Below are 15339 nucleotides of genomic sequence, written 5' to 3' on the forward strand. Positions count from 1 at the left end.
AAAAACTCCGACTCCGACCACCCCGCCACACCACCCGACCCAACACCCGACCGCGTTCACTCAGCCGTATCCACATCCACCGACGGGGCACCCTCCGCCAGCACACCGCCCCCAGAACCTGTGAGTTCGCCGGCAGAACCGCCCACCTCCTTCGCGATCTCATCAAGCCGGTCCTTGCCCCACGCCGCACTTTTTCCGAACTTCTTCCCCAGCGACTTAGTGCTGTAGGGCTCACCCGCATCGCGGGCACGACGTGCCTCTGCCCGCGCCTCTTCGCGCAACCGTTGTCCCTCCTGCCCGTGCACGACCGACCACGTCGCACCACCCTCATCCCTGATTTCCGCGAGCCGCTGGTGCCCCCACACCCTGCTCTTTCCGAACTTCTTCCCCAACGTCGTGCTGGTGTAAGGCTCGCCCGCGTCACGCGCACGCCGCGCCTCCACCCGCGCCGCCTCCCGCAACCGCTCCCCCTCCTGCTCCACCACAGTCCGCCGGGTCCCAGCACCCTCATTCGTGATCTCCATGAGCCGTGCCTTGCCCCAGGAATCGCTCTTTCCGAACCTCTTCCCCAACGCCGAATTGGTGTAAGGCTCACCCGCGTCACGCGCACGACGCGCCTCCACCCGCCCCGCCTCCCGCAGCCGCTCCTGCTCTTGCGCCTGCTCTTGCGCCTGCAAAACCGACCGGCGCGAACCATCTTCGTCTTTGATTTCCGAAAGCCGCTGCAGCCCCCACGCCGCGCTCTTCCCGAACTTCTTCCCCAACGTCGCACCGCTGTAAGACTCACCCGCGTCACGCGCACGACGCGCCTCCACCCGCGCCGCCTCCCGCTCCCGCTCCAATTCCTGGCCCTGCGCAGCCTGCCGTGTCACACCACCCTCAACCCTAAGCTCCTCAAGCCGCGCCCGACCCCACGTCTGGCCCTTTCCGAACTTCTTCGCCAATGTCGCACTGCTGTAGGGCTCACCCGCGTCACGCGCACGACGCGCCTCCACGCGCGCCGCCTCCCGCTCCCCCGCCCATTCCTGCTCCTGCAAAGCCGACCAGGTCAAACCTTTCTCATCCTTGATCTCCGCAAGTCGTGCCTTGCCCCACGACTGGCCCTTTCCGAACTTCTTCGCCAATGTCGCACTGCTGTAGGGCTCACCCGCGTCACGCGCACGACGCGCCTCGGCACGCGCCTTCTCGTTCAACAGCTCCACAGTCTCCGGCCGTTCTGCCGCATCCGCCCCTTCCGGCTCCGAACCCACAGCCACGCCACCGAAATCCACCGGCAACTCCGCAGCACCTTCATCCCTCGAACCCATTGCGCCGACACCACCATCAGCCACGCCCGCACCAAACCCGAAGAACTCCACTTCTTCCGGATCCAGGTAACCCCCGCTCGCCGCGAGATCCAGAACACCCTCACCCGGCACCTCATCAACACCCCACGCCCACGGCTCCACCCCCGACAAACCACCAACGGCCGCACTGCCACCCCGAGCCTCCGGCAGAATTGGCGAACCCTGCGGACCCGCGGGCCTACGATCCGCACCCTCATCGACCGAACTTTCCTCACGACCCCGCTTACGCCCACTGCTCTCACCAACATCCATCCCCTCGAATCCAAAATCAGCCACGTCCACATCGAAGTCTTCACCGAAAGCAGACAACCCCGCTTCATCCCACCCCGCCCCCGCCATATCACCCCACCCCTGTGCCGCAACATCCATCGAATCCAACGCGGGCTCAACGGCCGGATCAAACCCCCACAACGCCAGATCATCCGCCGGGTCAACGGCCGCACCACGGACCTGGCCGCTGCCCGCCCGATCCTCGAACACCGGCACGTCCGACTGCGGATCCGGCTCCTGCGCTGGCAAAGCCGGCCGACTCGCACCACCCTCAACCCTGATTTCCGCAAGCCGCTGGTGCCCCCACCCCTTGCCCTTTCCGAACTTATTCCCCAACGCCGCACTGCTGTAGGGCTCACCCGCGTCACGAGCACGACGCGCCTCCACCCGCGCCTCCTCCCGCAACCGCTCCCCCTCCTGCCAATGCGAAGCGGACCGACCCGCACCACCCTCAGCCCTGATTTCCGCAAGCCGCTGGTGCCCCCACGTCGTGCTTTTCCCGAACTTCGCCCCGAACGCCGCACCGGTGTAGGGCTCACCCGCGTCACGAGCACGACGCGCCTCCACAAGCGCCTCCTCCCGCTCCTGCGCCCGCTCACGCTCAGATTCCCGCACAGCCCGCCAGGGCACACCACTCTCAGCCCTTATTTCCTCAAGCCGCTGCCAACCCCACACCGTGCTCTTCCCGAACGTCGTCCCCAACGCGGCACCGGTGTAGGGCTCACCCGCGTCACGAGCACGACGCGCCTCCGCAAGCGCCTCCTCCCGCAACCGCTCCCCCTCCTGCCCCCGTGAAGCGGACCGACCCGCACCACCCTCAGCCTTGATTTCCGCAAGCAAGCGCGTCCCCCACGCGGTGCTCTTCCCGAACTTCTTTCCCAACGCCGCACCGGTGTAGGGCTCACCCGCATCAAGAGCACGACGCGCCTCCACACGCGCCTCCTCCCGCTTCTGCTCCCGCAAGACCGACCGACTCACACCGCCCTCAGCCTTAATTTCCGCAAGCCGTCTCTGCGACTCCGCAGCACCTTCAGCCGTCGAACCCATTGCGCCGGCACTAGCCACGCTCGCGCCAAACCCGGAGAACTCCACATCATCCGACCTCGCCCCCGCCTCATCACCCCACGACCATCCCGCTACCTCCATCGAATCCAACGCAGACTCAACGGCCGGATCAAACTCCCACGTCATCGAAACACCCGACCCCTCGTCGGCCGCGGGTTCCTCGGTCGTCGGGGCCGCTGTCTGCGGATCCGGTCCCGCACCGGCACGGACAGCCAACCCCGTCCCCCGCGTACCAAGCCTGTCGGCCAACTCCCGGGAAAACCGCACCGCCTCACCACGACCCACCTCATCAACCCGCACCGCAACCAAAATCACCACATCCTCCAACGACACACCCACATCCCCACGCGCCAGCACCACCACATCATGCGTGCCCCGCACAATCCCCACCGCCGACTCACGCGACCCACCCACCAACCGAGCCCGCTGCACCTCCCTCCGCAAATCCGACTCCGACCACCCCACCACACCGGTCGAACCCGCCTGTTCCCCCGCATGATTGCGCATGCCCGACCCGGATGCGGCCGTGTCGTTCTCGATGGACTCAGTACCGGCGCCCACCGGCACCGCTTCTCCCCCGCCCGCCTCGGCCGGTCCCGCGACGACGGTCCCGACCGGGCCTTCGGGAGCCCGGGTCGACGAACTCGCCACACCCTCCAACCCGGCGCGGCCTTCGCGGTCCGCGTCCGCACTCCAGCCGGGCGCCTCCACGGGGCGGGGACGAGAGCCGTCAGGAGCGAAGCCGGCGTGATCATCAAGTCGCGGCGATCCGGCGCCGGCATCGCCAGCCAACGAACCATAGGCGGGTGGCGGCGTACCGGCACGGGAATCCCTCTCCCCTGCCACCCCACCATAACCCGTTGAACCGCCGAGAAAATCGCCCCGCGACAGACTGTACGGCGGCGGCGTGCCCAACCCTTCCAGACCCCGCCCACCCAGCGGCCCCTTCTCCCCGCCAGCGGCATCCCCGGCCCGGCCAGCCGGAACCAACTCGCCCCGCACCGCCAGACCCGCGATGTTGCCGACACCCGAACCCACCGCCCCCGACAACCCGGCGGTGAACGAGAAGGGATTCCACTGCGCCCCCTGACCACTCAGCGCGCCATACCCCGCCTCGCCCAGCATTTCGGTCAGGCCCTCTTCCAGCGATTCGCCCAGCCCGTGACCGAACCGGGCCGCCCACATCGCCCGCACCGACATACCCGTGTAATCCTCAATATTCTTCGACACCACACCGGCAAAACGCGCCATCGACGAAACCGGATACAGCTGCGCGTGCTCCTCCACAGCATGCTTCGCCACCGCTGCCAGCACCTCAGCATCAATCTCATCGCCCAAACCACGCACCAGCACCTTGGTGATCGCATTACCCACCACATTGCCCAGCACCGACAACGGCACCGCCAACAACGCGCTGAACGACCCCACCCCCACCGCCATCGTCGTCAACTGGCCATCCCACTTCTTCCGCGTCCCCAACGCAAACTGCGCCCCCTGCGCACCCACCTCCACCACCAACTGCAACCCCACCCCCACCACCTGAGCCACCGCCAACCGCACGAACAACTGACCCCACCACCGCGACAACAAAAACCGCATCACCACAAACCGCGCCGCCAACCACGCCATACTCGCCCCCGCCGTCACCCCCGCCATCGCCACCGCCCACACCACCTCAGCCAACAACAGAAGCAAACCCCCCACCGTCACAAACTTCAAATACTGCACCTGCAACGCCAAATTCCGCACAAACCCCGCCAACTCCCGCAACCCCACACCACCCGCCTCCAACACCGGAGAAAACCCCTCCAACCGCTCCGCGAACCGATCCGCCGCCTTCCCCGAAAACCCACCCCGCACCCGCCCCACCACCTCCCCCACCACCGGACCCAACACCTCCACCGCCACCGCACCCGACTCCAACCGCTCCGCCACCGCAAACAACGCATCCTCATCCGCATCCGTCATATCCTCACCCGTCAACACCTGAAAAAGCCGCCTCACCTCCTCCGGCACCAACACAGACACGCGCGATCACCCAATCAGATCACACTCGAACCAGGCCCCCTGACAGCGTGTTCGAGGCGATTTCAATGGAAATCAACGCGCTGATTTCCATTGAAATCGCCGCGGGGCGAGGAAGAAGTACCGATCTTGCCACAGGCCGTAAAGCTCGGACCGCATTTCCTCGCTGAGGCCGCCTGCCGAGGCTGCGAGTTCCCGCAGGGTTGTTCGCCCGTCGACTCCCTCCAGGAGGGAGAAGAGTTCCCGTGATACCTCGGCTCGCGGTCCCCCGCCATACGCGAGGTAGATTTCTCGCGTCAGCACACGCTCGCCAGCGGGCGTGATCCGCATGCTTTGTGTCAACCTCGTCACCGGCCGGAAGCGGAGGACGAAGTCGTCGAAGGCCAAGGGCCCGCCCGCGCGACGCCTGATCAGAAAGTCCTCGACGACGAGATAATCGAGATCCGTGGTGAGGAAGCACGCCAAAGCGTCCTCGACGTTCTGCACGATCGGTTCGGCGTTGTTGTTGAACGACGTGTTCAGCAACACCGGTGTTCCGGTGATCTCCCCGAACCTGGCGACCAGCCGATGGAACGGCTCGTTCACCGCCGGATCGATGACCTGCACCCGAGCTGTCCCGTCCACGTGGGTGACCGCGCCCAGTTCGTCCCGCTTGTCTTCCCGGACTCGCAGCACGAACGACATGAAGTCGAAATTGCCTGTGGTGTCGGGCATTTCGAAGTAGCTAGCAGCGCTCTCGGGCGTGACGACCGGAGCGAACGGACGGTAGCTCTCCCGCTTCTTCACCATCGCGTTGATCCTGGTCTGGTTGGCCTTCGGCCGCGGATCCGCGAGGATGCTGCGATTGCCCAGAGCACGCGGCCCGAACTCCGATCGGCCCCGAGCCCAGCCGAGCACCGCGCCGTCGGCCAGCAACGCTGCGGCTCCCTCGACGATGTCCGCCGGGCGCTCCACCTCGATCATCGATTCCCAAGCCTTAAGCTGCTCCGCGATCTCGTCGTTCGTCCCGAGCGAGGGGCCAACGCTCGCGCTACGCAGTCGCGGCCGGGACGGCCCGGGGCCTTGGAGCTGGTACTCCGTTTCCAGTGCCGCGCCCTCCGCGGCACCCGCGTCGTAGGATGCCGGATGCACGAAGACTTCGTCGAACAGGCCGGAGCGCAGAATCTCCCCGTTGAGGCTGCAGTTGTGCGCCACGCCGCCACTGAAGCACAGTTTCCGCAGCCCAGTGTGCTCTGCCCAGTACGCCAGGACGTGCAGTGCGATCTTCTCGACCGTTTTCTGGATCCCGGCCGCCAGATCCTTGTGCTGTTGGGTGAACTCCGCGCCGCGCCGCCGTGGCGGGACGTTGTGTGCGAAGAACGCGGTCCCCACGAGCTTGCCGAGGTATCCCGGGCTGAGTTCGTAGTTGCCCTTCTCCTTCAAGGTGTAGAGGGACTCGAAGATCTCGCGGAAAGTATCGGGGTCGCCGTAGGGCGCCAGTCCCATCACCTTGTACTCATCACCGAACTTGTAACCCAACTGCTCCGTGGCGTTCAGGTAGAGGAGTCCCAGCGAGCTAGCGATCGGGTAGCTCGCCAGGCATTCCAAGCGCCCTTCCCCGTCCGCCCGGTAGACGGTGCCCGAACTTTCCTCGCCCATTCCGTCCATGACGACCACGAGCGCCTCCGACATGCCCGATCGCATGAGTGCAGACCTGGCATGCGCGACGTGGTGCGAGGTGTAGAACAGCTTGTCGTCGGGAAGGTCCCAGTCGAACCCCGTCTTCAGTCGTTCCTTGATCAGTTCTCGGGTGTAGCGGGCCGGAATGTCGCTGTTGTCGGTGTAGAGGTGGTTGAGCACCAGGTCCGTGTTCGCTTCGGGAAAGAAGTACGCGACCGCATCCACATCACGGGGCTCGACGTTGGCCCCGGCAAGGCATGCCCGGATCGCGTTGATGGGGAATTTGGTCGTCTTCTTGATCCTGTTGAGCCGTTCTTCCTCGACCGCGGCGATGAGCTCACCGTCCTTGACCAGGCAGGCGGCGGCGTCGTGGAAGAAGAGATCTGGCATGTCCGGCACGAGATCGGCGTCCTCGTCCGAGAAGTTCCCGTTCAGGCCAAGCACGAGCATGGGGTTCACCGCACCAATCAGGATCAATAGCGAAGTCGAAGGGTTTGCCGAACGCCGACAGACGGGGCGCATCGCGCCGAGATACCCCGCATCGGCCTTTCACCGTCCGTAGAACGGGTGCCATCAGGCAGGGCTCGCCGAATCGGGCATCAGCCCATCCCCCACGCTTGGCCGACGTGCTGGCCGCCGTCCACGGGCAGCACGGCGCCGGTGGTCCAGCGCGCCTCGTCCGACAAGAGATACAGGGCCACTCGCGCCACGTCGTCCGGCAGGGCGATGTGATTCATCGGTGACCATCCCGCGACAGCGGCGGCCTTGGCCTCCTCGGTCGGGAGCATGATGTCGAGCATGTCCGTGCGCGTCGGCCCGGGGGCTATGGCGTTGACCCGGATGTTGGCCGGCCCGCACTCCAGCGCCGCGGTCTTGGTGAGGCCGATGACGCCCCACTTGCTCGCGACGTAGTCCGCGACGATCGGCGCCCCCATCAGGCCGCCCACCGAGCTGGTATTCACGATCGAACCCCCGCCGGCTTCCATGAGCGCGGGGATCTCGTACTTCAGGCAGTAGTAGACGCCGAGCAGGTTGACGTCCAGGACGTGGCGGAAGTGCTCGCTGCTGGACTGGTGCAGCGGCTTGCCCTCGCTCAGCACGCCGGCGTTGTTGAATGCGCCGTCGAGACGGCCGAAATGGTCGACCACGGCCGTCACGGCCGCGCGAACGGAGCTCTCATCGGCAACATCTGCTTGCAGCGCCAGCGCCGACTGGCCGGCGTCCTCCAGCTCCGCTACCACCTGCTTGAGCCGGTCCTCCCGCCGGGCGAGGAGTGCGACGTGGGCTCCCTCCGCCGCGAACCGCCGTGCGGCCGCCGCACCGATACCTGCCGAGGCCCCGGTGATCACGATGACCTTGCCCTGCAGGCGGCTGGCCTCGATCGTGATCGGCCGCGGGTGGTGGTTGTCAGCGGACGACGAGGCAACAGGCGTCATGTCACTACCTTTCGGGTCGCTCACCAGACCACCGGGAGCTCTTCTGGTCCGCGAAGCAAGCTCTGCCGCATGAACTTCACCTGCTCCGGGGGCACCGCGAGAGCGAGTGTCGGGAACCGGGCCAGCAGGGTTTCGATGGTGATCTGCAGTTCCATCCTGGCCAGTTGCGCCCCGAGGCAGTGGTGCGGACCGTGGCCGAAGGCCAGGTGGGCCTTGCGCTCCCGGCCGATATCCAGCCGCTCGGGGTCATCGAACACCTCCTCGTCCCGGTTGGCCGAGGCCACCGCCGGAAGCACCACCTCCCCCGCGCGAATGGTGACTCCGGACAGTTCGACGTCTTCGGTGGCAACGCGGGGACTGACGCCGACGGCCGCGCCGAACGGCACGTGCCGGAGCAGTTCTTCGATGGCGTTGGGCAGCAGCGCCGGATTCTCCTGAAGCCGTTTCAGCTCGGTGGGCGCCGTGAGCAGGCTGAACACGAAGTTGCCGATCTGGTTCATGGTGCTGCCGTGCCCACCCACCAAGAGGACGACGCCGAACTCCACCAACTCGTCCTCGTCGAGCGCGTCCGTACCGTCGCGGGCCTGGACGAGGACACCGAGCAGGTCGTCGGTCGGCTTCTTCCGCCGCTGCGCGACGAGTCCAGCCAGGTAGTCGTCGAGGGCATCGAGCGCGTTGCGCACCCGATCGGCGCTGTCCGGGCTGAGTAACAGCATGTCCTCGGACCAACGCCGGAAGTCGTGCCGGTCCTCGAACGGCACCCCGAGCAGCTCGCAAATCACCCAGATCGACAGGGGCGCGGCCAGATCTTCCATCAGGTCCGCGGGTTGTCCCTTGGCGACCATGTCGTCCAGCAGGCCGTCTACGTTCTCCTGAATCCCCGAACGCAGCTTCTCGACCTGGCGGGCGGTGAACGCCTTCGATACGAGTTTGCGCAGGCGAGTGTGCTTCGGCGGATCCGTGGTCATGACCGAGGGGCGGCGAAGCACGTTGACCGCACCGATTCGCGGGATGCTGTCACCCTCCGCCGCGGCACGGCTGAACCGTGGATCGGAGAGCACCGTCTTGACGTCTTCGTACCGGGCGATCAGCCACGCGTCGAAATCCCCGAACGGCAGGCGGACCGGGCATACCGGCTCGTCTCTGCGGAGCTCGCGGTATTGCGGATCCAGGTCAAGCTGGTGGTTCTCACTGAACGGGTAATTGCGTCGGCTCCTCGGCTCCACCAAAGTCCTCCTGAGTCCGCACTGGACAAATAGCCATTTCTCTCTTGCACCAGGGGGATCCGCCAAAACCCCCTCGTGGCCGCGGCACTACCCCACAGGCCGAGGCGTGGCGACTTCGAGCTGCCGATTCTCCGATCCCTGACGCTGTTTCATGCGCAGCACCGCGATGAAGTACACAGTGGACGCGACGACCGATGCCAAGCAGAGGTAGATGGCGAGCTCGCGGTGCGCGTCCATCGGGAACGGCAGTGAAGGCGCCACGAGGACCAAGGCCGCGATCGTCACGACGAAACCAAGCCACAGTGTTGCGGCTGCCACCGACTGCCCGGCCAGGGACCTCCGGTTGTAAAGCATCACCGGAAGCAGCACGGAAACGGCGAGCAGGGTCATGAAGTGCGAGTAGGTTCCGTGGCTCTCGTCGGAAAAGCCCTGGTTGAAGACGGGGACGGCCCACAACATCGTCGCCGCCATCAGGCCGAACACCAGGTAGAAGGTGCGTTTGGACACCTGTGGGAACTGGCTGGGGCCGTAGACCACGATCTGCCACACGCAGATCAGGTCTCCGATGACGAACGGGGAAATCAGCAGCCATTGCGGAACACCCTGTGCCAGCACCAACTGGTCATATCCGCCGAACGCCGCCGTAGCGTCCCAGGAAATATTGAAAAGCACCGCGCCTGCCGGGAAACCCCAGGTGCGGTCGCGGAAACCCAGATGTATCACGGATATGAGCCATGCCAGGTTGAACAGCACTACCAGTACTACGAACGCGCCGTACACCCTTTTTCCTCCTCGCTGCGCCGTCGGTGCCTTATTCGGCGCGTTTGCCTCTCGTCAGCGCGGTTTCTCCGGTCATTCGTCGCTGGTCTGTCGTTGCGATCCCCGCAGCCCGGAAGACTGTTCGGTCGATTCGTCACGAGGAGCAGTTGGCCAGAAGTGCGTTCTGGCCGACCGAAGGCAGCATCGACCGTCGAATCGATCCGGCTGGTTTCCGGAGTTGGCAGTGAATGTCACGCTCAGCGGAGGAGTTCCGCTGAGCGGGCGACCAGAGCGGGCGACCAGAGCGGGCGACCAAGGGCACTACGATGTGCTGGGCGCTTCTTCGAGGGCTTTCAATGGCGAGTCCGCGCCGTAGGAGGCGATGCCCACCATTGATCCGTGCAGGGCGTACACCGCCTCGGTCAGACCTCCCCAGGTGATGTCGAGTATGCACGGTGCGCCCGAATCCGCCAGGTTGCCGTTCGCCTTATCCTGATCTGTCACCTTGAGGAGGAGGCAGTACAGCCCCTCGTCCTCACCGGGCCCCGCCTGCATCAGCTCGATGCCACTGTCACTGATGGCGAACCTGCGGCCGCCGACCTCGGCGTCGATCTCCTCCGGCGTCAACCGCGGCATTCTCACCCGAAGGTTCTCGGAGTTCTGCACGACATCCGTGAAACTGATGCCGAAGAGCTTCGAGTAATCTTCCTTGGCTTTTTCCAGATCGCGCACCTTGATGACGATGCGGTCGATCTTCTCGAAAACCATGCGCCGGAAACTCCTCTCGCCACAACCACGCTCGGCCGTGGGACAACCGGTTAACACGCACTTCGTGCTAGCAGGCAGAGTAAAGCCGAAACCTGGTTGTCGTCGCAGGATTCACACGTTTGCGCCCTCAATTGGGCCAACACGGTGTGGCACAGATCAACTTTCCGTGATGCCGGCCGCGCGGAAAGAGGCGATCATCACGCCCGCCGAAATCACGCCACCCAAAGGGCGGCAGACCAGCACCCTATCGCCGCAACCCCCGACCAGAGGCCGGCATCGGCTCGTCCGGGGCCGGTGCCGGAGCTACCGACCCCGGAGGCCGTTGCGCTGACCGTCTTCGCCGAGGAATCACGCCTGCCGGCCGGTCAAGCTCCGACCGCGGTGGTGTGCTGGGTCAGGAACACATCGAGGCCCGCCTGGCCGCCTTCCCAGCCGAGTCCACTGTGCTTGAGCCCGCCGAAGGGCACCAGCGGGGTGTTCGGGGTGGCGTTGTTCACCCCGACGATTCCCACGTCGAGCGCCTGCGCGACCGCGGTGGCGCGGAGCGGGTCGCCCACGACGTATCCGCCCAGTCCATACCGCTGCGTCCGGGTAGCCGTGATCACCTCGTCGACATCCCGGTAGCCGCGCAGGACCGCCATCGGCCCGAAGATTTCCTCGGTGACCGCGCGGCTGTCCGCACCCGGTTGCAGGCACAGGACCGGCGCGGCGAAATACCCGTTCGCCGGCACGTTGACTTTGCCGGTCACGACGGTGGCACCGGAGGCCGCCGCGTCCTGTGCGACCTCGGCGACGCGGCCGGGATCGCTTGGCAACGCGAGCGGACCGAGTGTGGTGCTCGGGTCCAGCGGGTCGCCGAGCACGAGTTCGTCGGTGACTTCGGTGAAGGCGTTCGCGTACGAGTCGACGAGGTGGTCTGGTACCCAGACCTGCTGCGCCGCGATGCAGGACTGGCCGTTGTTGCGGAACTTCGCGATGGCCAGCACCTCCGCGGCCCGCCGCAGATCGGCTTCCGCGAGCACCACGAAGGGCGCGTTCCCGCCGAGTTCCAGCACGTTTCGCGTGAAGTTGGGGGCGGTCTGCGCGGCGAGCAGTTGGCCGACTCGGGTGGAGCCGGTGAAGGTCAACCCGCGCACCCGCGGGTCGTCCAGCCAGCTGCCGGACACCTCGGCGGGGTCGCCCACCACGGTGTTGAGCACGCCGGCGGGAACGTGCGCTTCGACGATCTCGGCCAGTCTCAGCGCCGATTCCGGCGCGACCTCGGAGGGTTTGAACAGCAGCGGGCACCCGGCGGCCAGCGCGGGGGCGATCTTGCGGGCGGGGATGGAGACCGGGAAATTCCACGGCGTCAGCACGGCGACGATGCCCAGCGGGCGCTGGATCACCTCGTGCCGCAGTCCGGGCACCACCGAATGGGATTGGCCGTGGCGGCTGCGGATCGCGTCGGCGAACCACTCGAAGAAGGCCGCCGACAGGCCGACCTCGGCGCGGGATTCGGCGATCCGCTTACCCGTTTCCCGGCTGATCGCCACTGCCAGTTGTTCGGCGCCGGGCTCGGCCCGGAGGTCGGCGGCGATGGCGCGCAGCGCCTCGGCCCGCGCGGCAACGGCGGTTTCGGCCCACGGCCGTTCGGCGCTCGCCGCCGCGTCCAACGCCGCCATCGCCTCGGCCTTCCCACCACCGATGAGCTGTGCGAGGTCCTGGCCCGTCGCGGGCTCGGTCACCACGGTGCGCCAAGGCTGAGCCGGTTGGACGGGTTCGCCGTTGATGCGAACTCCGGCAAGCGTGTGCACGGTGGCCTCGGTTGCGGTCATGCGCTGAGCTCCTCTTCTGACGGGTCCTCGGGTTCGGTGCGCTTGAGTACGGCCGACGGGTCCAGGTCGATGCCCAGGCCGGATCCGGTCGGCAGCGGGATCCGGCCGCGCCGTGGGCGTGGTGCGTCGATCAGCAGCGGATCACGCAGGGGGTTGTCGCGGATGTCGTATTCGACGCCTTGCACGGCGGGTGCGCAGGCGGCCAGTTGCAGAGTGGCGGCGAAGGCGACCGCGCCACCGTAGAGGTGCGGTAGCACCGGTTTCCGGTACGCGTCGGCGAGCTGGCAGATGGCCAGGGCCTCGGTGAAGCCGCCGGTCTTGGCGATGTCGGGCTGCAGGATCGCGATCGCCGGTGAGGCCGCGTAGCGGCGAAACTCTTCGCGGCCATAGACGTTCTCGCCCGTGGCGATCATCATGCCGGTGCGCCGGTGGAGTTCCTCCAGTTCGTCGAGCCGGTTTCCGCGCACCGGCTCCTCCAGCCACGCGACGTCGAAAGCGGCCAGTACCGGGGCCATCCGGGCCGCCTCGTCGACGCTCCACGCCTGGTTGGCGTCCGCGTAGAGCTCAATGTCCGGCCCTATTGCCTCGCGTGCCTCGGCGAGGATGCGCTCATCGCGTTCCCGGTCGAAGCCCAGTTTTACCTTTACCGCGGTGTGCCCGTCGTTCACGCACCGTTTTCCCTGCTGTGCCACGCCTTTGGGGCCGAGGCTGCTGGCGTATACCGGGCTTTCGTCGCGTACCCGGCCGCCGACCAGCGACGAGATCGCCTGACCGGCGGTCCGGCCGTGCAGGTCCCAGAGCGCGATGTCGACCGCGCTGATCGCTTGCATGATCGGCCCGGGTGCGCCCCACTGACGGCCGACGGGCTCCAGGGCCGCCACCAACCGACGCTGCAGTTCGGTGATCCGGCGGGAATCCTGCCCCAGCACCAGCGGGAGCACACCCTCGCGCAGCGTCGCGACCCGCTCGGTCGTCGCCCACGCCGGGTAATTCGTCCAGCTCTCCCCGAAGCCCACGCGACCGTCCGCGGTCGCCAGCTCGACCAGCACCATCGACCGGTGCGTCAACGGCGCGAACGACATGGCGATGCCGTCACCGGTGGCCGCGCGCAGCACCCGCAACCGAGCGGACACAATCGACGCCTGGGTCTCCGCGCTCACTGCTGCTCCTCCTTCGCCGACGCCAACAGCGCCAACCGCAGCCGGGAGATGTGAGCCCGGGCCGCCCGCTCGGCCTCGGCAGGGTCGCCGGATTCGATCGCGGCCAGGATCGTGCGGTGGTCGGCCAAGGCATGCCGGGGTCCGGCCGTGACCGTCGTGGTGCGCATCGCCAGCCGGATCTGGGTCTGGATGTCGTCGAGCAGCCGGATCACCTCGGGGTTTCCGCCGGCCTGCCGGACGAGCGCGTGGAAGCGCATGTCGGCCTCCAGGTGCCGTTCCAGATCGGCGGCTTCGACCGCCTCTTCGTGCTCGGCGAGGATTTCGTGGAGCCGGTCGACCAACCGGCGACCGGCGTTCTCCACGGCCAACCGGGCCGCGAGCCCTTCCAGCACTTCGCGCACGTCGTAGAGGGCCGCCAGCTCCGCCGCGCCCACGCGGGCCACCACCGCGCCACGACGCGGTTCCTCCCGCGCTAGCCGTTCCTGCGTTAGCCGCAGCACCGCGTCGCGCACCGGGCTGCGGCTGACCTCAAGCTCCTCGGCGAGGGCGGGCACGCTCAGCCGGGCGCCCGGCAGTAACTCACCGGAGAAGATCTGCTCTCGCAGATGCTGGTACACCGCGTCCGCGATGCGCTCCGCGGATGAAACCTTCATCGTCATTCCTTCCCAATCCCGGGCCAGATCGCGGCCCCGAGGCAGATCGCGGCGCCGAATGCGCAGCCCCCAACACCTTGACACGTTACATGCACTGGGTCCAATCTACATGCAACTCGCCGGTTGTGCATATAACTGGACCATCGCAGCCGATCAGTCCTGGCGAAGCAAGGAGCAAGGATCCACATGGAGCAAGGAAGCTCTGCCAAGAACCACACCGCAGCCGTACTCGGGCTGGGCACCATGGGCGGCCGGGTGGCCGCCCGCTTGCGGGAAGCCGGCGCGCAGGTGTCGGGATACGACTTGTCCGCTGCGGCCAAGACCGCCGCGGCCGAGGCCGGGGTCCGCGTTTGCGACACCCCGGAAGAAGCGGTGCAGAACGTCTCGCTGGTGGTGCTCTCGCTGCCGCTTCCGAAGGACGTCATCGCCGCCGCGCAAGGCCCGCTGAGCAAGGTAGCGGCCGGCACCGTGGTGATCGACCTGTCCACGATCGACCCCGCGAGCGCACGCACGGCGGCCCAGGTGCTGGGGTCCGCCGGTGCCCATTACCTGGATGCACCGGTGCTCGGCCGCCCGGAGCGGTGCGGAAACTGGACCCTTGCGGTCGGCGGCGATGCCGAAGCCGTGGACCGGGTCCGTCCGATCCTGGAGGGCACCGTCGCGACGCGCGTGGCGCATGTGGGCGAAGTGGGCACCGGGTCGGTGGTGAAGCTGCTGAACAACCTCATGTTCGGGGCGATCAATGCGGTCACCGCGGAAGCGATCAACATCAGCCGGCTCGCCGGCCTGGACCCCGAGGTGTTCGCCCAGGTGGTCGCCGACTCCGGGGCGGCCACGGTGTCCGGCCTGTTCCGCGACCTGGCCGCGAAAATGCCGGCCGGCGACTACTCGCCGACGTTCGCGCTCGGCCTGCTGCGCAAGGACAACCGGCTGGCACTCGAACTCGCCAACAGCAGTGGCAGCCCCGCCTTCATCGCCACCTGCGTCAACCAGATCAACAACTTGACGGCGAGCCGCGGCTGGAGTGGCGAGGACACCGGTGCCGTGCACAAGCTGTACGAACTGCTCTCTGCCCCCGACACCACGCCGAACACGCCATGAGTGCCGCACGCCGCCGGCAGCGCGGCCCCGCCGAAACCGACCGCTCGCCCGCCCGGA

At 66.9% G+C, this 15339-nt stretch carries 10 protein-coding genes; 1 reads left to right on the forward strand and 9 read right to left on the reverse strand.

Annotated elements, in window-relative coordinates:
* Positions 1–56: 56 nt before the first annotated feature.
* The 9 genes from BJ970_RS39165 to BJ970_RS31335 all read right to left on the reverse strand — a co-directional run bounded on the left by BJ970_RS39165 (position 57) and on the right by BJ970_RS31335 (position 14181).
* Positions 57–4709, reverse strand: coding sequence for a WXG100-like domain-containing protein (locus BJ970_RS39165; protein ID WP_184730925.1), 4653 nt, complete (start codon positions 4707–4709; stop codon positions 57–59).
* A 72-nt stretch (positions 4710–4781) separates the two neighbouring features.
* On the reverse strand, positions 4782–6815 hold the full coding sequence (locus BJ970_RS31300; RefSeq protein ID WP_184730927.1) for a carbamoyltransferase family protein: 2034 nt from the start codon (positions 6813–6815) through the stop codon (positions 4782–4784).
* Between the two features lie 149 nt (positions 6816–6964).
* Positions 6965–7801, reverse strand: coding sequence for an SDR family NAD(P)-dependent oxidoreductase (locus tag BJ970_RS31305; RefSeq protein ID WP_184730929.1), 837 nt, complete (start codon positions 7799–7801; stop codon positions 6965–6967).
* A 20-nt stretch (positions 7802–7821) separates the two neighbouring features.
* On the reverse strand, positions 7822–9027 hold the full coding sequence (locus BJ970_RS31310) for a cytochrome P450 (protein WP_184730931.1): 1206 nt from the start codon (positions 9025–9027) through the stop codon (positions 7822–7824).
* Positions 9028–9114: 87 nt separating this feature from the next.
* Positions 9115–9807 carry a hypothetical protein gene (locus BJ970_RS31315; RefSeq protein ID WP_184730933.1) on the reverse strand — a complete coding sequence of 231 codons (693 nt, stop codon included), beginning with the start codon at positions 9805–9807 and terminating at the stop codon, positions 9115–9117.
* A 300-nt stretch (positions 9808–10107) separates the two neighbouring features.
* Entirely contained in the window at positions 10108–10554 is a 447-nt protein-coding gene (locus tag BJ970_RS31320; protein WP_184730935.1) for a VOC family protein, read from the reverse strand.
* A 365-nt stretch (positions 10555–10919) separates the two neighbouring features.
* A complete protein-coding gene (locus tag BJ970_RS31325; protein WP_184730937.1) occupies positions 10920–12368 on the reverse strand; it encodes an aldehyde dehydrogenase family protein in 1449 nt (482 codons plus the stop codon).
* Positions 12365–13528 (reverse strand): mandelate racemase/muconate lactonizing enzyme family protein, encoded by a 1164-nt coding sequence (locus tag BJ970_RS31330; protein ID WP_184730939.1) that lies wholly within the window; start codon positions 13526–13528, stop codon positions 12365–12367. The genes BJ970_RS31325 and BJ970_RS31330 overlap by 4 nt, the downstream gene beginning before the upstream one ends.
* Positions 13525–14181 carry a GntR family transcriptional regulator gene (locus BJ970_RS31335; protein ID WP_184730941.1) on the reverse strand — a complete coding sequence of 219 codons (657 nt, stop codon included), beginning with the start codon at positions 14179–14181 and terminating at the stop codon, positions 13525–13527. The genes BJ970_RS31330 and BJ970_RS31335 overlap by 4 nt, the downstream gene beginning before the upstream one ends.
* A gap of 186 nt (positions 14182–14367) precedes the next feature.
* Between BJ970_RS31335 and BJ970_RS31340 the strand changes: the two genes are divergently transcribed.
* Positions 14368–15282, forward strand: coding sequence for an NAD(P)-dependent oxidoreductase (locus tag BJ970_RS31340; RefSeq protein ID WP_184730943.1), 915 nt, complete (start codon positions 14368–14370; stop codon positions 15280–15282).
* The last annotated feature ends 57 nt before the right edge of the window (positions 15283–15339 follow it).

It is taken from the genome of Saccharopolyspora phatthalungensis (assembly GCF_014203395.1).
GTDB lineage: Bacteria > Actinomycetota > Actinomycetes > Mycobacteriales > Pseudonocardiaceae > Saccharopolyspora > Saccharopolyspora phatthalungensis.

What these genes read in the sequence shown, in the direction of transcription:
- BJ970_RS31340 (WP_184730943.1), top strand. Translation starts at nt 14,368, where the DNA reads ATGGAGCAAGGAAGCTCTGCCAAGAACCACACCGCAGCCGTACTCGGG.
- BJ970_RS31305 (WP_184730929.1), bottom strand. Translation starts at nt 7,801, where the DNA reads ATGACGCCTGTTGCCTCGTCGTCCGCTGACAACCACCACCCGCGGCCG.
- BJ970_RS31325 (WP_184730937.1), bottom strand. Translation starts at nt 12,368, where the DNA reads ATGACCGCAACCGAGGCCACCGTGCACACGCTTGCCGGAGTTCGCATC.
- BJ970_RS31300 (WP_184730927.1), bottom strand. Translation starts at nt 6,815, where the DNA reads ATGCTCGTGCTTGGCCTGAACGGGAACTTCTCGGACGAGGACGCCGAT.
- BJ970_RS31320 (WP_184730935.1), bottom strand. Translation starts at nt 10,554, where the DNA reads ATGGTTTTCGAGAAGATCGACCGCATCGTCATCAAGGTGCGCGATCTG.
- BJ970_RS31335 (WP_184730941.1), bottom strand. Translation starts at nt 14,181, where the DNA reads ATGAAGGTTTCATCCGCGGAGCGCATCGCGGACGCGGTGTACCAGCAT.